Source organism: Janthinobacterium lyxosi, assembly GCF_051380665.1.
GTDB lineage: Bacteria > Pseudomonadota > Gammaproteobacteria > Burkholderiales > Burkholderiaceae_D > Janthinobacterium.
This window is the reverse complement of the sequence record NZ_JBNYXM010000004.1, coordinates 70209-89330: the sequence shown is the minus strand read 5'-3', so window position 1 is coordinate 89330 and position 19122 is coordinate 70209. Positions and strand designations below refer to the sequence as shown.

20 protein-coding genes are annotated in these 19122 nt (G+C 62.8%); 12 read left to right on the top strand and 8 right to left on the bottom strand.

All coding sequences use genetic code 11. From position 1 onward, the window contains the following. Window positions 1-27: 27 nt before the first annotated feature. Genes ACQ4WP_RS05090 through ACQ4WP_RS05050 form a run of 9 tightly spaced genes read left to right on the top strand, consistent with a single transcriptional unit; the run spans window position 28 to window position 7519 of the window. Window positions 28-1527 carry an NADH-quinone oxidoreductase subunit M gene (locus ACQ4WP_RS05090; RefSeq protein WP_436518976.1) on the top strand — a complete coding sequence of 500 codons (1500 nt, stop codon included), beginning with the start codon at window positions 28-30 and terminating at the stop codon, window positions 1525-1527. A 16-nt stretch (window positions 1528-1543) separates the two neighbouring features. Beyond that, a complete protein-coding gene (nuoN, locus tag ACQ4WP_RS05085) occupies window positions 1544-3046 on the top strand; it encodes an NADH-quinone oxidoreductase subunit NuoN (protein ID WP_436518974.1) in 1503 nt (500 codons plus the stop codon). Between the two features lie 3 nt (window positions 3047-3049). Then, on the top strand, window positions 3050-3373 hold the full coding sequence (locus tag ACQ4WP_RS05080) for a DUF2818 family protein (RefSeq protein WP_099378298.1): 324 nt from the start codon (window positions 3050-3052) through the stop codon (window positions 3371-3373). Window positions 3374-3430: 57 nt separating this feature from the next. Continuing rightward, window positions 3431-3988 (top strand): NUDIX domain-containing protein, encoded by a 558-nt coding sequence (locus tag ACQ4WP_RS05075; protein ID WP_436518973.1) that lies wholly within the window; start codon window positions 3431-3433, stop codon window positions 3986-3988. A gap of 8 nt (window positions 3989-3996) precedes the next feature. Beyond that, window positions 3997-4686, top strand: coding sequence for a hypothetical protein (locus ACQ4WP_RS05070; protein ID WP_436518972.1), 690 nt, complete (start codon window positions 3997-3999; stop codon window positions 4684-4686). Between the two features lie 12 nt (window positions 4687-4698). Then, the gene (ispD, locus tag ACQ4WP_RS05065; protein WP_436518970.1) at window positions 4699-5442 is read left to right on the top strand and encodes a 2-C-methyl-D-erythritol 4-phosphate cytidylyltransferase; all 744 of its coding nucleotides are present in this window, start codon (window positions 4699-4701) and stop codon (window positions 5440-5442) included. Between the two features lie 13 nt (window positions 5443-5455). After that, window positions 5456-5959: a 2-C-methyl-D-erythritol 2,4-cyclodiphosphate synthase gene (ispF, locus tag ACQ4WP_RS05060; RefSeq protein WP_436518968.1), complete on the top strand. Its 504-nt coding sequence runs from the start codon at window positions 5456-5458 to the stop codon at window positions 5957-5959. Between the two features lie 36 nt (window positions 5960-5995). After that, window positions 5996-7159 (top strand): PQQ-dependent sugar dehydrogenase, encoded by a 1164-nt coding sequence (locus ACQ4WP_RS05055; protein WP_436518967.1) that lies wholly within the window; start codon window positions 5996-5998, stop codon window positions 7157-7159. 57 nt (window positions 7160-7216) lie between these two features. Continuing rightward, window positions 7217-7519, top strand: coding sequence for a hypothetical protein (locus ACQ4WP_RS05050; RefSeq protein WP_436518966.1), 303 nt, complete (start codon window positions 7217-7219; stop codon window positions 7517-7519). A 13-nt stretch (window positions 7520-7532) separates the two neighbouring features. Here ACQ4WP_RS05050 and ACQ4WP_RS05045 read toward each other — a convergent pair whose 3' ends face one another. Beyond that, the gene (locus ACQ4WP_RS05045) at window positions 7533-8768 is read right to left on the bottom strand and encodes an MFS transporter (RefSeq protein WP_436518965.1); all 1236 of its coding nucleotides are present in this window, start codon (window positions 8766-8768) and stop codon (window positions 7533-7535) included. A 91-nt stretch (window positions 8769-8859) separates the two neighbouring features. Here ACQ4WP_RS05045 and ACQ4WP_RS05040 point away from each other — a divergent pair, with 91 nt between their 5' ends. Beyond that, window positions 8860-9480, top strand: coding sequence for a TetR/AcrR family transcriptional regulator (locus tag ACQ4WP_RS05040; RefSeq protein ID WP_436518963.1), 621 nt, complete (start codon window positions 8860-8862; stop codon window positions 9478-9480). On the opposite strand, the gene ACQ4WP_RS05035 is transcribed toward ACQ4WP_RS05040, so the two are convergent. Next, entirely contained in the window at window positions 9481-9837 is a 357-nt protein-coding gene (locus tag ACQ4WP_RS05035) for an MmcQ/YjbR family DNA-binding protein (RefSeq protein WP_436518962.1), read from the bottom strand. A gap of 511 nt (window positions 9838-10348) precedes the next feature. Between ACQ4WP_RS05035 and ACQ4WP_RS05030 the strand changes: the two genes are divergently transcribed. Further along, window positions 10349-11005 carry a CCXG family PEP-CTERM protein gene (locus ACQ4WP_RS05030; protein ID WP_436518961.1) on the top strand — a complete coding sequence of 219 codons (657 nt, stop codon included), beginning with the start codon at window positions 10349-10351 and terminating at the stop codon, window positions 11003-11005. Between the two features lie 93 nt (window positions 11006-11098). Here ACQ4WP_RS05030 and ACQ4WP_RS05025 read toward each other — a convergent pair whose 3' ends face one another. From ACQ4WP_RS05025 to ACQ4WP_RS05000, 6 genes are all read right to left on the bottom strand, one after another. Continuing rightward, window positions 11099-12079 carry an FHA domain-containing protein gene (locus tag ACQ4WP_RS05025; RefSeq protein ID WP_436518960.1) on the bottom strand — a complete coding sequence of 327 codons (981 nt, stop codon included), beginning with the start codon at window positions 12077-12079 and terminating at the stop codon, window positions 11099-11101. Continuing rightward, window positions 12076-13455, bottom strand: coding sequence for a S1 family peptidase (locus ACQ4WP_RS05020; protein ID WP_436518959.1), 1380 nt, complete (start codon window positions 13453-13455; stop codon window positions 12076-12078). The genes ACQ4WP_RS05025 and ACQ4WP_RS05020 overlap by 4 nt, the downstream gene beginning before the upstream one ends. A gap of 74 nt (window positions 13456-13529) precedes the next feature. Next, window positions 13530-14183: a GTP cyclohydrolase II gene (gene ribA, locus ACQ4WP_RS05015; protein ID WP_141170130.1), complete on the bottom strand. Its 654-nt coding sequence runs from the start codon at window positions 14181-14183 to the stop codon at window positions 13530-13532. 254 nt (window positions 14184-14437) lie between these two features. Beyond that, window positions 14438-16681, bottom strand: a complete 2244-nt coding sequence (locus ACQ4WP_RS05010) for a PhoX family protein (protein ID WP_436518958.1) — start codon at window positions 16679-16681, stop codon at window positions 14438-14440. 157 nt (window positions 16682-16838) lie between these two features. Further along, entirely contained in the window at window positions 16839-17156 is a 318-nt protein-coding gene (locus tag ACQ4WP_RS05005; RefSeq protein ID WP_436518957.1) for a DoxX family protein, read from the bottom strand. 31 nt (window positions 17157-17187) lie between these two features. Further along, window positions 17188-17889, bottom strand: coding sequence for a pirin family protein (locus tag ACQ4WP_RS05000; protein WP_436518956.1), 702 nt, complete (start codon window positions 17887-17889; stop codon window positions 17188-17190). 166 nt (window positions 17890-18055) lie between these two features. On the opposite strand from ACQ4WP_RS05000, the gene ACQ4WP_RS04995 reads away from it, so the two are divergent. Continuing rightward, entirely contained in the window at window positions 18056-19009 is a 954-nt protein-coding gene (locus tag ACQ4WP_RS04995; RefSeq protein ID WP_436518955.1) for a LysR family transcriptional regulator, read from the top strand. Window positions 19010-19122: the final 113 nt, after the last annotated feature.

Below are 19122 nucleotides of genomic sequence, written 5' to 3'. Positions count from 1 at the left end.
TGACCTGATAAAAGAATACTGAGAACCATGATGCAGTCTACGATTTCTACACTACCTCCTTACCTGAGTCTGTCGATCTGGGTGCCGATCATTTGCGGCGTCCTGGTCCTGGCTCTCGGCCGTGACAGCAAAGCGGGTTTTACCCGCTGGCTGTCGCTGGCTGGCGCCGTGCTCAGCATGCTGTGCACCTTGCCGCTGATCCAGCATTTCGACAACGCCGCACACGGCATGCAATTCGTCGAAAAAGCACCGTGGATTGAAACTTTCAATATCTGGTACTCGCTGGGTATCGACGGCTTGTCGCTGTGGTTCATTCCACTGACGGCATTCATCACGGTCATCGTCGTCATTTCCGCTTGGCAAGTGATCGAGAAGCGCATCGCCCAGTACATGGGTGCCTTCCTGATCCTGTCGGGCCTGATGATCGGCGTGTTCTGCGCGCTGGACGGCTTGCTGTTCTACTTCTTCTTTGAAGCAACTCTGATACCGATGTTCATCATCATCGGTATCTGGGGCGGCTCGAACCGCGTGTATGCGTCGTTCAAGTTCTTCCTGTATACCTTCTTCGGTTCGCTGTTGACCCTGGTTGCCATCATCTACCTGCGCAATGTGTCGGGTACCTTCGACATCCTGGCCTGGCACGCGTTCAAGCTGACGATGAACGAGCAGATCTTCATCTTCCTGGCCTTCTTGATGGCGTTTGCCGTGAAAGTGCCGATGTTCCCCGTCCACACGTGGTTGCCGGACGTCCACGTGGAAGCGCCGACTGGCGGTTCCGCCGTGCTGGCCGCCATCATGCTGAAACTGGGCGCGTATGGTTTCCTGCGTTTTTCGCTGCCGATCACGCCGGATGCCAGCCACTACCTGTCGGGCTTCATGATCGCCTTGTCGCTGATCGCCGTCATCTACATCGGTCTGGTTGCTCTGGTGCAAACCGACATGAAAAAACTGGTCGCCTATTCGTCGATCGCGCATATGGGTTTTGTGACCCTGGGCTTCTTCATGTTCAACGACATCTCGGTGCAGGGCGGTATCGTGCAGATGGTCTCGCACGGCTTCATCTCCGGCGCGATGTTCCTGTGCATCGGCGTGCTGTATGACCGCATGCATACCCGCAACATCGCCGACTACGGCGGCGTCGTGAACCGCATGCCGAAATTTGCCGCCTTCTTCGTGTTGTTCTCGATGGCCAACTGCGGTCTGCCAGCCACTTCCGGCTTCGTCGGCGAGTTCATGGTGATCCTGGGCGCGGTGCAATACAACTTCTGGATCGGTCTGCTGGCTGCAACGGCACTGATCTGGGGCGCGGCGTACTCGCTGTGGATGGCCAAGCGCGTGGTGTTCGGCAAGATCAAGAACAAGCATGTGGCCGAACTGACCGACATCAACAAACGTGAATTCTTCATGCTTGCTGTGCTGGCCATCGCCGTGCTCGTGATGGGTCTGTACCCAGCCCCGTTCACCGACACGATGCAAACTTCGGTTGCCGACCTGCTGCAGCATGTCGCCATCAGCAAGTTGCCTTAAATAGAAGACCGATAACATGACTAATGCACCTAATCTGGTACCGCTGTACGCGGAAATCTTTCTGCTGATCGCCACGTCGGCGCTCTTGCTGATCGATATGTTCTTGCCTGCGGCGAAGCGTTCGATCACCTATGCGCTGTCCTTGCTGACTCTGGCAGGCTGCGCCTTGCTGACCGTGGGCGACTTCAACGCGGGCACCACCGTCTACACCTTCCACAACATGTTCGTGTCGGACCCGATGTCGCAGCTGCTGAAACTGTTCTCGTACGGCGCCGTGGCGCTGACCCTGATCTACTCGCGTGCCTATGCCACCGACCGCAACATGCTGTCGGGCAACCTGGGCGGCGAGTTCTACGTACTGGCCCTGTTTGCACTGCTGGGCCAGATGATCATGATCTCGGCCAACAACTTCCTGATCATCTACCTGGGTCTGGAACTGATGTCGCTGTCGCTATACGCGCTGATCGCCTTGCGTCGTGACAATGCCAAGGCCACGGAAGCGGCCATGAAATACTTCATCCTGGGCGCACTGGCTTCCGGTTTCATGTTGTACGGTATCTCGATGCTGTACGGCGCGTCCGGCACGCTGGACCTGGGCGAACTGCGCGTGGCGCTGGAAAACGGCAAGACCAACGGCACCATCATGGTCTTCGGCCTGGTATTCCTGGTAGCCGGCCTGGCCTTCAAACTGGGCGTCGTGCCATTCCACATGTGGGTGCCTGACGTGTATCAAGGTTCGCCGACGGCCGTGACCTTGCTGCTGGGCGGCGCGCCGAAACTGGCCGCGTTTGCCATCACCCTGCGTTTGCTGGGCGAGGGCTTGCTGCCGATGGCGCATGACTGGCAGCAAATGCTGCTGGTGCTGGCCGTGATGTCGCTGGCCATCGGTAACTTCACCGCCATCGCGCAAACCAATCTGAAGCGCATGTTGGCGTACTCGACCATCGCGCAAATGGGCTTCGTTCTGCTGGGCCTGCTGTCGGGCACCGTGGACGCACCGAACAACACACTGAACGCGGCTGGTGCAGCCACCGCCTACGGCGCCTCGATGTACTACGTCATCACCTACGTGTTCACCACCCTGGGTACCTTTGGCGTGATCATGTTGTTGGCGCGTAATGGTTTCGAAGCGGAAGAACTGGCCGACTTCAAGGGCCTTGGCAAACGCAGCCCGATCTTCGCGCTGGTGATGACCTTGTTCATGTTCTCGCTGGCCGGCGTGCCGCCGCTGATGGGCTTCATGGCCAAGTACTCGGTGCTCGCCTCCGTGCTGGCCACGGGCCAGCTGTGGCTGACCATCGCTGCCGTGCTGTTCTCGCTGATCGGCGCCTTCTACTACCTGCGCGTCGTGAAAATGATGTGGTTCGACGAGCCGACGGACAGCAACGCGCTGGTCGTGCATGGCGACATGCGCGTCGTGCTGGCCTTGAACGGCGTGTTCGTCCTGGCGTTGGGTGTGATGCCTAACAGCATCCTGGCTGCCTGCGCGACCGCCATCACCAAGACCCTGGCGTCCTGACCGATGGATGTCACCGCCTCGAGCTGGCTGGTTATCGCCCTGGGTATCCTGGGCGCCAACCTGCCATTCTTGAACGAGAAACTGTTTGCCGCCGTGCCCCTGAAAAAGGCGGCGCAGGCAGAGCAGGGCTGGCGCAAGCCGCTGGCGCTGCGCCTGCTGGAGATGGTGATTCTGTACTTCATCGTCGGCGCCGTGGCGTTCGCGCTGGAAGCGCGCATCGGCAACGGTTTCCCGCAGACGTGGGAGTTTTACGCCATCACCGGCTGTCTGTTCCTGGTGCTGGCTTTCCCTGGCTTCGTGAGTCGCTACCTGCGCAAACGCCGCTAGCACGACCCTCCGAAAGCGGCGCCTCTGGCGCCGTTTTTTATTCAATAAAGGAATCCCATGGATACGAGTCTGATTGAAACCAAGGTGGACGGCGAGCTGGTCTATCAGGGCGGCTTTCTGCGCGTGCAGCGCGACCGTGTCACCCTGCCTGACGGCAAGATCACGATGCGCGAATTCGTCCTGCATCCGGGCGCCGTCGTCATCCTGCCGCTGCTCGACGATGGCACCGTGCTGATGGAGCGCCAGTACCGCTATCCGCTGGACCGCGTCTTCATCGAATTCCCGGCCGGCAAGATCGATGCGGGAGAATCGCACCTGGCCTGCGCCCAGCGCGAGTTGCTGGAAGAAACGGGCTACACGGCGAGCGACTGGCAATTCGTCTCGACCATCCACAATGCCATCGCCTACTCGGACGAGCACCTGGAACTGTTTTTGGCGCGTGGCCTGGTAGCGGGCGAACGTCAGCTCGACGACGGCGAATTCCTGGAAACCTTCACGGCCACGGTGCCGCAATTGCTGGACTGGGTCAAGGATGGCACGATTACCGACGTGAAAACCGTCATCGGCATCTTCTGGCTCGACAAGATCACCAGCGGCGCCTGGCAGCCGGCTTGATCTTGCGCATGCGCCTGCCCATTTTCCTGCTGCTTGCCTGTGTCACCCTGGGTGCGCAGGCGCGCACGCCGTTCCAGGTGCGCTGCGAAGACACGATCAGCAAGACGGTGTCCGTGCTGACGGCGCAGCAGAACGGCTACAGCATCGACACGCATCTGCCGTACAAGGCCCTGACAGTCATGAAGGGCACGGCGCGCGCGAATACCTGGGTGCTGGGGCTGACGAAGACCGATTCGCGCGTGGCCATCGCTCTGGCCGGCCCCATGCTGCAAGACCCGGCCAGCGGCTACGAATGCGTGGCGCCGCAGATTACAGTGACCCTCACGTATGCACCCGTGGTGATCTATATCGGCCGCGAGTTTGCCCCCGGCACTTGCGCGTATGATGAGATACTCGCGCACGAGCTGCGGCACATGAAAACCTATATGGAACACTTGCCGCGCGTGGAAAAGACGGTGCGCGCCGCGCTGGCCAAACGCTTCGAGGCGCGGCCCCTGTATGCGCCCAGCGGCACGGCCAAGGCGGCGCTGGCGCGCGAGATCGACACGGGTTGGTTGCCGTACATCAAGGCCGAAATGCGCAAGGTGGAAACCTTGCAGGCGGCCATCGATTCTCCACAAGAATATGCGCGTCTGGGCAAGGCGTGCAAAGGCGAGATCCAGAACATCCTGACGGGCAAGGCAGCGCCCGCCAATTAGACAAGGAATGGCATGACAGCAGCACCGAACACCGTCCGTTACTTTGCGTTGATCCCCGCCGCCGGCGTGGGCGCGCGCATGGAGGCGGGCAGTCCCAAGCAGTATTTACCCATCGCCGGCAAACCCATGCTGCGCCATGCGCTCGACGCCTTTCTCGCCAGCCCCCGGATCGCGCATACGTACATCGTCGTTAGTGCGGACGATGGCCAGATCGATGGCCTTGTGCCAGATCAAGGCGCGCAGCACGGTGTCACTGTGCTGCGCTGCGGTGGCGCCACGCGCATGGAGACGATATTGAATGCCCTGCAGGCGCTGCACGGCAGCCTGACCGCACACGACCAGGTGCTGGTGCACGATGCGGCGCGTCCCGGCCTGACGCCGGCGCTGATCGAAAAACTCATCGGCGAGGTAGGCGACCATCCGGCCGGCGGGCTACTGGCCTTGCCCGTGGTCGATACCGTCAAGCGGGCGGGGCCGGGTGCCGGTGCGAACAATGTGTCGGCACAGACGGTGCCGCGCGACGGCCTGTGGCTGGCGCAGACGCCGCAAATGTTCAGTTATGCCTTGCTGCACAAGGCCTTATCCGAAGCGCCCGACCCGCAAGCCATCACGGATGACGCCAGCGCCGTCGAAGCGCTGGGCCTGGCGCCCAGGCTTGTCGAAGGCCACCCGCGCAACCTGAAGGTGACCTTGCCGCGCGACATACATACGGCCGAGCTGTATTTGTCCCACTCTTGGCCAATCCTTGAATCCTGAACAGAAAGACCGCATGACGACCACCACTACTCCCGTATTACCGTTCCGCATCGGCCAGGGCTATGACTGCCACGCGCTGGTGGAAAACCGCGACCTGATCATCGGCGGCGTGAAAATCCCCCATCACCTGGGCTTGCTCGGCCACTCCGACGCCGACGTGCTGCTGCACGCGATTACCGACGCCATCTTCGGCGCTGCCGCGCTGGGCGACATCGGCCGCCATTTCCCCGATACGGACGCACAATTCAAGGGCGCCGATTCGCGCACCCTGCTGCGCGAAGCCGTGCGCCGCGTGCAAGCGACCGGTTATATCATCGGCAATATCGACGCCACCATCATCGCCCAGCGCCCGAAGATGGCGCCGCATATTGCCGCCATGTGCGCCAACGTGGCCGACGACCTGGGCGTCGCCGTGGGTCAGGTCAACATCAAGGCCAAGACGAATGAAAAACTGGGCTATCTGGGGCGGGAAGAGGGGATCGCGGCCGAAGCCGTGGCCTTGCTGCTGCGCGCCTGATACGCCACCGACTATCGACCACAGACAGGAGAGAGCATGTTCCAGCTACGCCGCACCAGCATCTTGCTTGCATGGACATTGGCCGCCGCGCCATCGGCCTGGGCCGAACTGCAAGCCACGGGCGAGCCGCCCGGCGCCAAGCAGGGCTGGAAGGCCGAGACCGTCGCGCAGGGCGTGCGCCAGCCGTGGGGCATCGCCTGGTTGGGCGAGGGCCGCGCGCTCGTGACCAGCAAGCAGGGCACCTTGCATCTGCTGAACGGCAAGCAATTCGAGGATGTGGCGCTGGAAGGCATGCCCAAGGTGTTTACGGGCGGGCAGGGCGGCCTGCTCGATATCGTGCTGCATCCGCAGGATGCCAACAAGCCGAACCCGCGCGTGTACATGACGGTATCGACGGGCACGAATGACGCGAACCGCACGACTCTGGTGCGCGGCGTGTTCGACGGCAAGAAGGTGACAGGCATCCAGACCCTGTTCAAGGTGGCCACGGACAAGAGCGGCGGCCAGCACTTCGGTTCGCGCCTACTGTGGCTGCCGGATGGCACTTTGCTGATGAGCGTGGCCGATGGCGGCAATCCGCCGCTGCGCATAGGCGACCGCCTGGCGCGCGAGCAGGCGCAGAACCTGGCTACGCACCAGGGTTCCATCCTGCGCCTGACGGATGAGGGAAAACCCGCGCCCGGCAATCCGCTGGCGGCCAAGGGCGCCTTGCCGGAAATCTGGTCGTACGGCCACCGCAATGTGCAGGGCCTGGCGCTCGACCCCGTTTCCGGCCGCGTATGGGCCACGGAGCACGGTCCGTATGGCGGCGACGAGCTGAACCTGGTGGTGGCGGGCGGCAACTACGGCTGGCCCCTGCAAAGCTATGGCGCCGACTACAAGACGCATGAGCCCGTCGGCAAGCATGAAGTGCCGGGCATGCGCAATCCCGGCGTGGCCTGGGTGCCATCGCCGGCCCCGTCGGGGCTGGCCGTCTACACGGGCGACAAGATTGCCGCCTGGCGCGGCAGCATTTTCAGCGGCGGCCTGGCGGCCAAGGATATCCGCCGCATCGCCGTCGATGCGAATGGCAAGGTGACGGGGCAGGACCGCCTGGCGATCGGCGCGCGCGTGCGCGACGTGCGCCAGGGGCCGGAAGGCTACCTGTATGCGCTGACGGATGAAGACAATGGCCGTCTGCTGCGCATCGTGCCGCAGTAACACGGCAGGCGCCCACTTCGCTTAAGATGGCGCCTTTACTTCATTCAAGGTGGCGGCATGGCCCGTGATACTTATGCATATCGGCATGTTGCCGTCGAATCGCGCGCGATCAATGGCCGCGTGGAAATTCGCCCCGTGCCGGGCCAGGCCTTTTCGCCCGAGCTGGCCGTGCAGTGTTCGCGCCGCCTGGTCGAGCTGCAGCGCTATCCGCTGGGCAGCCGTTTTTTACTCTTTGCCAAGCTGACGGATCGCCTGGGCGGCACGCCCTTCCTGTATGCGTTTCACGGCGATGCGGACGTGGTGATGACGCCGGCCGAAGTGACGAAATTCCTCGGGGAATTTCGCCGCGGGCGCATCTGAACCGACTTCCTTGCTAGGCCTCGCAGGCCGCGCCGGCGCCCGCCTTGGCGCTGGCTTGCGGCTTGCCGAAGAGCGCGATCGTCAGCGCGCAGCCGAGGGCGAACAGGCCGCCCACCAGCATCGCGCTCGATACGCCCAGCCGGTCAACGGCCATGCCACCGAGCAAGGCGCCCGACGCCAGCGACACTTGCACGATGGCAACAAACAGCGCGCTGCTGCCTTCCATCAAGTGTGGCGCGGCCTTGAACATCCACGTCTGCACGGCGATCGGCATGGCGCCGAAACCGAAACCCCAGACGGCCACCAGCAGCATGGCGGTGAGCGCATGGCTGCCGAACGCGGCCAGGGCCAGGGTGGACAGGCCCAGCACGGCGCCCGTCACCATCAGCGCAGCCCGTTCGTAGCGGCCGGCTGCCCAGCCGCCCACCAGGTTGCCGATGAAGCCGGAAGCGCCGTACACCAGCAGCATGGCGCTGACCGTGCCGGCCGCCAGGTGCGAGATTTGCGTGAGGAACGGCGCGATATACGTGTAGGCGGCGAACTGGCCCGTGAAGAGCATGGCCGTGGCGATCAGGCCCAGCCTGGCCTTGCGAATGCCGAAAATCATCGGCAACTGACGCAAGCGGATGGCTTGCGTCGGTGGCAGCTTGGGCAGCAGCAACAGCTGGCCGAGGAAGACCAGCACGGCAATGGCGCTGGCCGCGCCGAAAGCCACGCGCCAGCCGACCAAGTCGCCCACCAGCGCGCCAGCCGGCACGCCCGCCACCGTGCCCAGCGAGACGCCGGCGAAGATGATGGACATGGCGCGCGACGCATGCTGCGGCGCCACCAGGCGCGGGCCGATGGCACTGCCGATGGCCCAGAAGCCGCCCACGCCCACGCCCAGCATGGCGCGGCCAAGCAGTATCCACGCATACGAGGGGGCCAGCGCCACCAGCAGGTTCGAAACGACCAGCAGGGCCGTGAGCGCCAGCAGCACGATGCGGCGGTCCAGGCGGCCTGAGCCGACGGTCACGAAGATGGCGGCAAACGCGGCCACGATGCCGGGCGTGGTGATCATCAGTCCCGCCTGGCCCTTGCTGATGGCCAGTTCGGCAGCCATGGCCGGCAGTAAGCCGACGGGCAGGAATTCGGACGTGACGAGGGCGAAGGCGCCAATGCCGACGGATAAGACGGCCAGCCAAGGCGCCACGGTGGTATTGTCGCTGGTGGCCGCCGGGACGGAGGGGGAAGCAGGTGGTGTTTGCATGGGATATCCTGAAAAGCCGGGAGGTTTTTAACCGGTCGGTATATAATCAGGGCAGGCAGGTATTGTTGTCAATAATTTTTTACCGAACGGTATGAAACAAGATAAAAAAGAGGAAGTAGCCAAGGCGAAAACGGGGCGGCCACGCACCTTCGACGCGGACGAGGCGCTCGATTGCGCCATGAAAGTGTTCTGGGAAAAAGGCTATGAAGGCAGTTCCCTGCCGGAATTGACGAAAGCCATGGGCATGAACCGGCCCAGCCTGTATGCCGTCTTCGGCAACAAGGAGCAGCTGTTCCACAAGGCGCTCGAGCGCTACAGCGACACGCGCATGCAGTTTTTCGATGCGGCGCTGGAACAGCCGACGGCGCGCCAGGTGGTGGAAGCCTTGCTGACGCAGTATGTCGACGCGCAAACCATGCCCGACGGTCCGCACGGCTGCATGGGCGTGAATGCGGCGCTCGCCTGCAGCGACGATGCCTTGCCGATCCGCGATGAATTGTTTGCGCGCCGGCTGCGCGGTGAAATCAAGTTGCGCGACCGCTTGCGGCGCGCCAGGGAGGAGGGGGATTTGCCGCCCGATTCCTGTCCCGAGCAGCAGGCGCGCTTTGTCGTGACCCTGTCGCAGGGCATGGCCATCCAGGCGGCGGCGGGGGTGTCGCGCGAGCAATTGCAGCAGATGGTGGGATTACTGCTGCGCAACTGGCCGCTGTAACTACCCGGTGGGGGCGATGGTCTTGGCCAGGTCGCTGGGCGCCTTGCGCCGCCAGGCGGCCGTCAGGGCGGCGGCCAGCATGTCCAGTTCGGCATCCGCCAGGCGCACCGTGATGCCGGCCAGCCGTTCGCCCCACCACAGTTTTTCGCAGCCGGACGGCGTGATGACGGTGGCGATATGCGCCGCTTCCGCATCGAGCAGCACGTTGATGTGCTCGTCGTCGGGCAGGGTGGCAAAGATCTTCCCGCCCACGCGGAAGGCTGGACGCTCGTGGTGTTCTTCCTCGGTGGCGTCGGGAAACGACAGTGCCAGATAGCGTAGTTCTTCCAGGTCGACCATTTCCTCTTTCCCCCTCATCGGACAGATAGCTGCATGACTGCATTTTGCCATGCTGTTTCGCCGCGTGGTGCAGCGGCATGCGAAAAGAAATGCGCAAGATGCGACAGTGGCAGACTGGTCTGTGGTGCTGCCGCGACACGCCAAGCGCCACCGATACGGGCGTATGGCCAGTGCGCCAGAGTGAGAGGCGGCACTTTTTCCCGCGCCGGGAAGGTACTTGTTAGAAAAATACCTTTCATGGTTAAAAGAAAAATACTTTTCTTCTAGGGAATTTAAGATAGAATACATTCATCGTCTTACCTGACCCGTCAACTGTCTGGTTTTGTCCCGGGAACCCGAACCCTTTCCAGGACGCTTGCAGTGCCGCAATGGCATGCTGCAAGTCCGCACTTTCACGCGGAAGTCTACGCCACCGACCGCTCATTTCTGCAATTCCAAGCGCACTACGCCGACACGCCTCAATGCAGCGTGTATTCAGCTCCAGCGCTCCTAGCTGCGCCCACTGAATACTTACTTACTGGATACCATCATGAAAAACTTGCCTAAAATCGCCCTGTCCCTGATCGCTGTCGGTGTGTTTTCCCACGCGAACGCCAGCACCATCACCCTGTCCACCGGCTACTCGAACGCTGGCGCACAAGCTTCCGCCGCCGCTTACCAGTCCGTAGTGAATGCCGCCGTGGCCACGCCGGGCGCCGGTTATGGCTCGACGTCGGTCGCCAGCTATAACAACGTCAATAATAGTGGCCTGTTCGGCAGCGGCTCGAATATCGCCTTCAAGTCGGTGATCAACTTTGGCGTCAGCGCGGCCGATGCGGGCGCCTGGAGCTTCCGCAGCGGCGTCGACTTCGGCAAGGGCGGCGCCCTGTTCCTCGACGGCGTGGCGCTGGACTTCAAGAGCAACGACATGTGGTGGGCAGGCAACTACAACAATGGCAGCCAGTTCCTCAGCGGTTCGAGCGCCTTGTCGGCCGGTAACCATACCCTGAGCATCTACGGCTTGGAAGGCTGCTGCGATGGCGGCCAGCAAGCGCAGTTCAAGGCGGGCAATAACAATTTCGTCAGCTTCGGCGCGAATGACGGCTTGATCTCGGCCGTTCCTGAGCCGACCACCTACGCCATGTTGCTGATCGGCCTGGGCTTGCTGGGCTTTACGGCGCGCCGCAAGCAGGAAGCCAAGTTCTAAGTTGCCATGACGTACGTGCGCGCGCCTGCAAGCAAGCGATAAAAAAGCCCGCCGGTCTGCAAGGACACGGCGGGCTTTTTGCATATTGGCGTCTTAATCGCCGCTGTCTTCGTCTTCGTCGGCCCCCTTGGCCGCCTTGCCGCGCTCGGCGTCGATGGCGCGCTGCAGGCCGGCTGCATCGCGGAAGAAAGCCTCCGTCGTGTTATTCGGGCTCAGGCGCATGGCCGGCGGGTAGATGACGGACATGTAGGCCTCGTCGGCCAGGCGGCCGCTGGTCTGCAGGTTGCTCAGCAGGATCAGGGTCGAGCCGAGGATGGCCAGCACGACGGCAACGAGGCCGAAGCGGCGCGGATGCTGGGGTTTGATCGTGCGCAAATGGTAGTAGATCATGGCGCAGACAATGACGATGAACATATGCCGCCCGTAGCGCGTCAGCACTTCCAGCGACAGCGCATACGCCGCCACATTGCTGCCCAGTTCCCACACTTCCATGGCCAGCAAGCCGCAGCCGATGATGAACAGGTGGCGGCCGAAGCGCGCCACATGGCCGAACAGGCGGTTTGCCACGGCCCAGATCGATGCCCACACGAGGCCGCCGGCCAGCGCGTAGGCGATGATCATCAGGTAGGAAATCGGGTCGAAGGCTTCCGCGTCGCCCAGCCAGTTGCTGAAGGCGGCCGAGGCGCCGATCATGGCCAGGCCGGCGACGGCGGGGCGCAAGCCTTCCCAGTCGTGCCTGGTGGTGTCGCTCAGTTCGGGTGCAACAGGGTGGTCGCTGGCGCGCACGCGCAGGCGCGTGTGGCCCAGGCGCACGATGCTGTTGCCGTTCAAGGCCACTTGCACCTGCCGTTGTCCCCGGTGGATCACGCCATTCTGGCTGCCCAGGTCGCGCAGCAGCAGGCCGCCTGCGCCATCGTCCTCGACGATGGCGTGCTGGGCCGCCGTATGCGCGTCATCGAGGATGAAGTCGTTGGCGTAGCCGCGGCCGATGCGGATCGGCAGGGATTCAATCCGCTGGCGTTGCTGCACCTCGCCATTCTCGGCGAGGATTTCAAGGTAATAGGGCGGCTTCATGGCTTGCGCGTCCCGGTGGTGGATGGGGCGCGCGACAGCGCTTCGAGGAAGGTGCGCGTAACGCGCATGCCGTTGGCGTAGGACACGCCGCGCGCGTCGACACGGCTTTGCAGGCTCATGAGTGGCTCGTCGGTGCTGGCGGCCAGCAGGGCGAAGTCGTACAGGCCGGTAAACTTGCGGTAGGCGCGCACGCACAGGACGGCGCGCAAGGGCAAGGTCTTGTTCTTGACGAACTGTTCGGTGCAATGGGGCCCCGTCAGGTGCACGCTTTTGTAGCTGCCGACACTTTCATTCTTGAACGAGGCGCTGGCCAGTTCGGAAAAGCGCAGCGCGCCCAGTTCGCTGCTGCGCAGGAATTCGTGGCGCATCGACACTTGCCCCGTCTGCAGGGCGCCGGAAATGAAAATAGCCGATTCCATGGCGCAGCTGGTGTTGTCGAGCATGTAAGGCTTGTCGGACTTGACGTTGGAGCGGCCCCAGCAGCGCATCTGGTCGGACTCGCGCACGGGCACGCGGTACGGGCCCATGGCTTTCAGGCTCAAGGGCGTGTCGAGCAGGCGCGCCAGCATGACCTCCTGGTGCGCCAGCAGCTGCGTCGTCACCAGCGGCTTGAAGTCTTTCGGCGGCTTGCCTTGCAGGGCGACTTTGGCCAACAATTGCTGGGCATAGCGGGCCGGTACGAGGAAGCTGACGAGTTCGCCATCGAGGCGTTTCGAGACATTCACGCCGGCCACGTCGCCGCTGGCCGTGACGCTGGGGCCGCCGCTCATGCCGGAATTGATCGGTCCCGTAAACATCAGCTGGTCGTAGAAGCTGCGCGTGACGACGCCGTTGTACGAGCCTTCCGAAATGGCGAAGCCCAGGTCCAGCGGATTGCCCATCGAATACAGGTACTGGCCCTGGGTCAGGGGCGCCAGCGGCTCGGGCATCTTGAAAAAGCCCGTGCCGTGGCGGTTCACGCGCAGCACGGCCAGGTCGTGCAGCACGTCGACGGCCAGCAATTCCACATTGCCGCGCTGCCCGCTGGTATCGACCCATTCGCCTACGTAGGTATCGGGGTCGAGCGCGAATTGTGACACGACGTGATAGTTGCTCACCACCAGGTCGCCCGTGCCGATCAGAAAGCCCGAGCCGACCGACGACTGCGTGCGGCCGTTTTTCAACAGCACGCGCACTTGCAGGATGTCGGCGCGCGCGGCCGTGTACAGCTTTTGCGCGGCCGACGAGGGCGGTGGCAAGGCTGCATGTTCGGTGGCGGCGGGCGCGGCGGTGGCCGGTGGCGGCTTGATGGGAGGAGTCGAAGCGGTGGGGGCCGCGTGTGCACCTGCGGCAGCGCACAGGCTGGCCAGCAAGAAGGCGAAGTTAGATAATTTCATGCATCCTTTGTGCGTGAGCAGGAGCGAGGCCGGCCCGGCGCAGCATCGTGCACGCGTTGCGCCAGCCCGGGGGATTACAGGGCGCCGTCTTCCAGCGCCGGCGCCGTTTCCGGCGTCATCATGTGGCCCAGCTTGCTTTGCTTGGTATTCAGGTAGTGCTGGTTGAAGGCGTTGCGGTTGACCAGCAGCGGCACCCGTTCGGCCACCGTGATGCCCAGCGCTTCCATGGCGGCGATCTTGCGCGGGTTGTTCGTCATCAAACGCAGGCTGTTAATGCCGAATTGCGCAAACATGGGCTTGCACAAGGTGTAGTTGCGCGCGTCGGCCTTGAAACCCAGCTGTTCATTCGCCTGCACCGTGTCGGCACCTGCCTCTTGCAGGCGGTAGGCGCGGATCTTGTTGATCAGGCCGATGCCGCGCCCTTCCTGGCGCAGATACAGCAAAATGCCGCGGCCTTCCTCGGCGATGCGCTTCAAGGCGCCTTCGAGCTGGGCACCGCAGTCGCAGCGCTGGGAAAACAGTACGTCGCCCGTCAGACACTCGGAATGCACGCGCGCCAGCACCGGTTCGCCGTTGCCGACATCGCCCAGCACCATGGCCAGATGTTCCTTGCCTGTGGCGTGCTCGACAAAGGCGTGCAAGGTGAACTGGGCCCACGGCGTCGGCAGTGCGCAGGAAGTCGTGTAATCCAATTCGCCTGTCGCCAGGAGGTCTGCGCCGCTTTGCATGGTTGTGCTCATATAAGTAATTATCAAAAATAAAAGGCGCGCGACACCACTCCGGTGCCGGCGCGCCTTGCCATCATACCAAAAAGCAGGGAAACGTTTTCCCTGGCTGCCATTCGGTCGTTGCAATGTCTGGTGATAAGCCTTACTTAGGGACACTTCCTCCTTTTACAAGGTGAATTGCTGGCTTTGCCTGTTGCAGGCCGCCGCCAGTACGCGCAAGGCGCAATAGCGGCGGCGTCGGCAGGCACGGGACATCAGCTGCCGATGCGTCCGCCGTCGTTCTTGGTGATCACGATGGTGGCCGAGCGGGGACGCTTGCCGGCGCCATAACCGGCGTTGGCCGGCCACTGGCTCGTGTATTTGGACGGGTCGCCGATATTCGCCAGCGCAGTGCTTTCGCCCGGATGCTGGATGTTGATGAACATGGTCTTGCCATCGGGCGTTTCGCTGATGCCCGTGATTTCCGAGCCGACCGGCCCCACCAGGAAGCGTTTGAGCGTGTCGGCCGTGGGTTTCTTGCCGATGAAGGTGTCGACCGCCAGGTTGCCGCCGGCCGCCGTGGCGTAGTTCAGGGTGGACTTGGCGCCGTCGCCCACCTTGCCGGGGATGGCCGCCAGCATCATGCAGTTGGTCACATCCGTGTACGCGCCATCGTCGGTCTGGATCCAGCAGATGCCGGTGTAGGGGCTGAAGGCCAGGCCGTCCGGGCTCGAGAAATCCTGGTCGGCCGTCAGGTTCGACAGGTTGATCTTGCTGGCGTCGGCGCCGCTCTCGGCGCCAAACAGGTAGACATCCCAGGTAAAGCTGGTGGCTGCGGCCGCGCCCGTGCCCTCCTTGAAGCGGATGATGTGGCCGTTCGGATTGCCGTTCTGCGCGCTGCTGCCTTTCATGTCCGTATAGGCGCGCGGATTGGCGCTGTCCGGCGCCAGCTGCGAAGAGCCGCTCGGATTGACGGTGCGGTTCGAGTTATTGGTCAGCGTGTAGTAGATCTCGCCATTGGCCGGGTTGACCGAGCACCATTCCGGACGGTCCATCTTCGTCGCGCCCACGGCGTCGGCCGCCAGGCGGGCATTCACCAGCACATCGGCCAGATCGGCGAACTTGTAGGCGCCATATGCCTGGATCAGCGCGTTCGACATGGCCAGCTCGATCCACTGGCCCGTGCCATCGGCGGCCAGCTTGGCCACGTACAGCTTGCCCGAATCGAGGTATTTGTCGCCGGTGACCATGCGGTCGGCCGGGTTGGCGTCCGCGGCGGCCCAGACGGCGGTCGTGACGAACTTGTAGATGTATTCGTTGCGCGAATCGTCGCCCATGTAGACGGCCAGCTGCTGACCCACGGTCGGTACGCTGAAGGCGGCGCTTTCGTGCGCGTAGCGGCCCAGTGCCGTGCGCTTGCGGATGGCGCGGGTCTTGTTGTACGGGTCCATCTCGACGATGTAGCCCATGCCATTCAATTCATTGCGGTAGTCGTCGCTGCCGTTGGCTGATGCGCCAATCTTGCTCAGGTTCCAGCGCGCGTACTTGTCGTCGCTGCCGCCCGTTTCCCAGCCGTGGCGCGAGGCGCCGCCCTGGCTGCGGCCATAGCGGTTCAGCGAAGCCACGGATTTGTCGCCGCGCGCCGCATTGTCGGTGGCCGAGCGGGTGAAGTAACCGGCCCAGTTTTCTTCGCCGGAGAGGTAGCTGCCCCATGGCGACTTGCCCGTGCCGCAATTGTTGATGGTGCCGCGCGTCTTGGTGCCGGTCGGCGAATACTTGGTCACCACGAGGGCGTTGCCGCGTACCGGGCCGGCAATCTCGATGTCCGTCAGCGGCGTGACGCGGCGGTTGAAAGCGGAATCGTTGACGGTGGCCCAGGCGCTGCCCGTCTTTTTGACTTCCACCACGCTCAGGCCGTGGACGGCCACTTCCTTGTCGACTTCGGCCGCGGGGCGCGGCAGCGAGGTGGTGCCGCCATTCACGTGCAGGAAGTGCGAGGACAGTTTTTCGTCGGTGGTCGCTTCGTGGTTCATCGCCAGCAAGCCCCGTTCGGCGCCGGACGCCAGCGGCGCGCCGGCGGCGGAGAGACCGTAGTATTCCATGCCGTCGTGGTGGTCGCCGGCGCGGTTATCGAAATCGGTATCGCTGCCGTCATTCTTGTAGGCTGGCGTGGCCGCGCGCAGCGAGTCGCCCAGCGCATACAGGGCGGTGGCCGTGTAGCCGGCCGGCACCGAGACGACGTCGGCCAGGCTTTTCGGCACGGCGGTGAAGGCCAGCAGTTTTTCGGGTGTCGGCGTCGGCGTCGGCGTGACGGCGGCCGCATCGCTGCCGCCGCCGCAAGCGGACAGGCCCATCGAACCCATGACGGCGGTAGCGGCCGTGACGGCGCTGCCACGCAGCCAGTTGCGGCGGCTCAGGCGGGCGTTCAGGATGCTATTGAAATGGTTGTCGTGGGACGCGTTGCTGTCAATGTCGTTCAGATCGGTGGCGCTGATGGCCAGATCGTTGGGCTTGTTCATGGGCTGCGATGTCCTGTGGTTGCGTGATTAAATGGCAACCGCATGATAGTCATTGTATGTGACCGCGCGATGTCAGTTTGATGACAATACGGTGACAGGCTGCCGAGCGGGCGGACCGCGTACGCGACGGCCCCGTTCGTTCAGGCAGCCCTCGGCCCTATTTGACCTTGCGAAAACCGCGCTCCACCAGCAACAGCATGCCGCCGAAGATGGACAGGTTCTTCAGGAAGTTCGTCAGCTGATCCTGGAAGTGGGCCGCCCAGCGCGCCTGCCAGCCAGTAAGCAGCAGCAGGCCGCCGCCCACTTCCAGGACGATGACGCCCACCAGCAAGATATTGGCGATCGGCAAACCCTGGCTGGCCATGTAGCCTGCCACGCCCGCAAAGCCGCCGATTTTCAGCAAGCCCGAGACAAAGAACAGCACGCCAAGGGCGGCACGACCGAGGGGAAATAGCAGATTGATTTTGTTTTCCATGATTTTCTTTTTCTGTATATTGATGGATCAATTATTTGGGTAAATCGAAGAGCAGGAATTCCGCATCTTCCGGTTGAGTGATTGTCACGGCCGCTTCCTGCGTCAATTTCAATGCATCGCCCGCTTTGAGCGGCGTGCCGTTGACCACCAGGCTGCCGCGGATCAGGTGGACGTAGGCGAGGCGGCCTTCGTCCAGCGCATGTTCCAGTTGCTCGCCTTCCTGCAGGATGCTGGCGTAGATGGCCGCATCCTGGTGGATCAGCACGGAACCCTGGCGGCCGTCGGAGGAGGCGATCAAACGCAGCTTGCCCCGTTTGCTTTCCGGCGTGAAATGTTTCTCTTCATAGCTAGGCGGGATGCCCGTCACGTTCGGCTGTATCCAGATCTGCAGGAAGTGCAAGCCATCCGTGGCAGAATGGTTGAACTCGCTGTGGCGCACGCCGCTGCCGGCGCTCATGCGCTGCACATCGCCGTAGTGCAGGACGGAACCGGTGCCCATGCTGTCCTTGTGCTCGAGCGCGCCGTCGAGCACATACGAAATGATTTCCATGTCGCGGTGGCCATGCGTGCCGAAACCCTGGCCTGGCGTGACGCGGTCTTCATTGATCACCAGCAAGGGGCCAAAGCCCATGTGCAGCGGATCGTGGTAGCTGCCGAAGGAAAAGCTGTGCTGGGAATTGAGCCAGCCGTGGTTGGCGGCGCCGCGTTCTTCGCTATGACGAATCTGTAACATGGTGGACTCCGGTTCTATAAATGAATGTGCGATAATTTCGAAGGGCCGTTGCCTGGCAGTTGTCGTGACGCCGATGCTGCCCTTCGCTGTACGATGGAGAAAGTATAGGCCCCCCAGTCCGGAAAGAAAAACGGAAAATCTTGCGAGCTATGATCGAAAAAATCGAATGTTAAGACTGAGCCTGGAAGCCTTGCAAATCGTCGACGCCATCGACCGCCGCGGATCGTTCTCGTCGGCTGGCAAGGAACTGCATAAAGTGCCGTCCACCATTTCCTATACGGTGGCCAAGCTGGAAGACGACCTGGGCGTGCAAGTGTTCCAGCGCAATGGTCCGAAAGTCATGCTGACGGCGGCTGGCCAGGAATTGCTGAAAGAGGGCCGCTATCTGCTGAAGGCGGCGCAGGACCTCGAGCACCGCGTGCGCAGGGTGGCGTCCGGCTGGGAAACGGAATTGTCCATTGGTATCGATTCCATGTTTTCCGCCGTGGCCCTGGCCGACGACGTGCGCGCTTTTTACCAAGTGGCGCAGCAGACGCGCTTGCGCCTGTCGCAAGACGCCCTGTCGGGTACCTGGGAAGCGCTGCTGGACCGGCGCGTCGACTTGCTGGTGGGCGCGCCCGGCGACGGGCCGGCGGGTGGCGGCTATATCGCGCAAGCGATCGGCATGCTCGACTTCGTGTTTGCCGTGGCGCCTACGCACCCGTTGGCGCAGGTGGCGGAACCCTTGTCGCGCGGCCATTTGCAGCAGCACCGGGCCGTGGTAGTGGCCGATTCGGCGCGCCAGATGGCGCCGCGCACGGTGGGTTTGCTGCTGGGGCAAGATGCCTTGAGCGTGCCGAACATGCAGGTCAAGTTCGATTATCAGGTGCTGGGGCTGGGCTTTGGCTTCCTGCCGGGACCGTGTGCGCGCGCCGCCATTGCGCGCGGCCTGCTGGTGGAAAAGGCCGTGGAAGAGCCGAAACCGTCGGAAACGTTTTACATGGCCTGGAGAGTGGGCGAGGATGGCGCCGCGCTGCGCTGGTGGATGGCGCGCATGCGCGAACCGGATGTGTTTGCCCGCCTGGCGCAGCATCTGCCGGGCCGGGCCGTGCCTGACGCAGCACCAAGCCATTCTGCGTAGGTTTTAAAATGTTGACATACGCCAACATTTTTAAGTTACCATATTCACAGTATTTCGACCGTCTTTCTGCCTCGACCTCCACGCCCCAGAGTGGGATTTTGATGATTACACAC

Coding starts and splice junctions, on each gene's coding strand:
- ACQ4WP_RS05020 (WP_436518959.1), bottom strand. CDS start 13,455: ATGAAATTATCTAACTTCGCCTTCTTGCTGGCCAGCCTGTGCGCTGCC.
- ACQ4WP_RS05005 (WP_436518957.1), bottom strand. CDS start 17,156: ATGGAAAACAAAATCAATCTGCTATTTCCCCTCGGTCGTGCCGCCCTT.
- ACQ4WP_RS05025 (WP_436518960.1), bottom strand. CDS start 12,079: ATGAAGCCGCCCTATTACCTTGAAATCCTCGCCGAGAATGGCGAGGTG.
- ACQ4WP_RS05030 (WP_436518961.1), top strand. CDS start 10,349: ATGAAAAACTTGCCTAAAATCGCCCTGTCCCTGATCGCTGTCGGTGTG.
- ACQ4WP_RS05000 (WP_436518956.1), bottom strand. CDS start 17,889: ATGTTACAGATTCGTCATAGCGAAGAACGCGGCGCCGCCAACCACGGC.
- ACQ4WP_RS05035 (WP_436518962.1), bottom strand. CDS start 9,837: ATGAGGGGGAAAGAGGAAATGGTCGACCTGGAAGAACTACGCTATCTG.
- ispF (WP_436518968.1), top strand. CDS start 5,456: ATGACGACCACCACTACTCCCGTATTACCGTTCCGCATCGGCCAGGGC.
- ACQ4WP_RS05075 (WP_436518973.1), top strand. CDS start 3,431: ATGGATACGAGTCTGATTGAAACCAAGGTGGACGGCGAGCTGGTCTAT.
- ACQ4WP_RS05070 (WP_436518972.1), top strand. CDS start 3,997: ATGCGCCTGCCCATTTTCCTGCTGCTTGCCTGTGTCACCCTGGGTGCG.
- ACQ4WP_RS05040 (WP_436518963.1), top strand. CDS start 8,860: ATGAAACAAGATAAAAAAGAGGAAGTAGCCAAGGCGAAAACGGGGCGG.
- ACQ4WP_RS04995 (WP_436518955.1), top strand. CDS start 18,056: ATGTTAAGACTGAGCCTGGAAGCCTTGCAAATCGTCGACGCCATCGAC.
- ispD (WP_436518970.1), top strand. CDS start 4,699: ATGACAGCAGCACCGAACACCGTCCGTTACTTTGCGTTGATCCCCGCC.
- nuoN (WP_436518974.1), top strand. CDS start 1,544: ATGACTAATGCACCTAATCTGGTACCGCTGTACGCGGAAATCTTTCTG.
- ACQ4WP_RS05080 (WP_099378298.1), top strand. CDS start 3,050: ATGGATGTCACCGCCTCGAGCTGGCTGGTTATCGCCCTGGGTATCCTG.
- ACQ4WP_RS05050 (WP_436518966.1), top strand. CDS start 7,217: ATGGCCCGTGATACTTATGCATATCGGCATGTTGCCGTCGAATCGCGC.
- ACQ4WP_RS05045 (WP_436518965.1), bottom strand. CDS start 8,768: ATGCAAACACCACCTGCTTCCCCCTCCGTCCCGGCGGCCACCAGCGAC.
- ribA (WP_141170130.1), bottom strand. CDS start 14,183: ATGCAAAGCGGCGCAGACCTCCTGGCGACAGGCGAATTGGATTACACG.
- ACQ4WP_RS05090 (WP_436518976.1), top strand. CDS start 28: ATGATGCAGTCTACGATTTCTACACTACCTCCTTACCTGAGTCTGTCG.
- ACQ4WP_RS05055 (WP_436518967.1), top strand. CDS start 5,996: ATGTTCCAGCTACGCCGCACCAGCATCTTGCTTGCATGGACATTGGCC.
- ACQ4WP_RS05010 (WP_436518958.1), bottom strand. CDS start 16,681: ATGAACAAGCCCAACGATCTGGCCATCAGCGCCACCGATCTGAACGAC.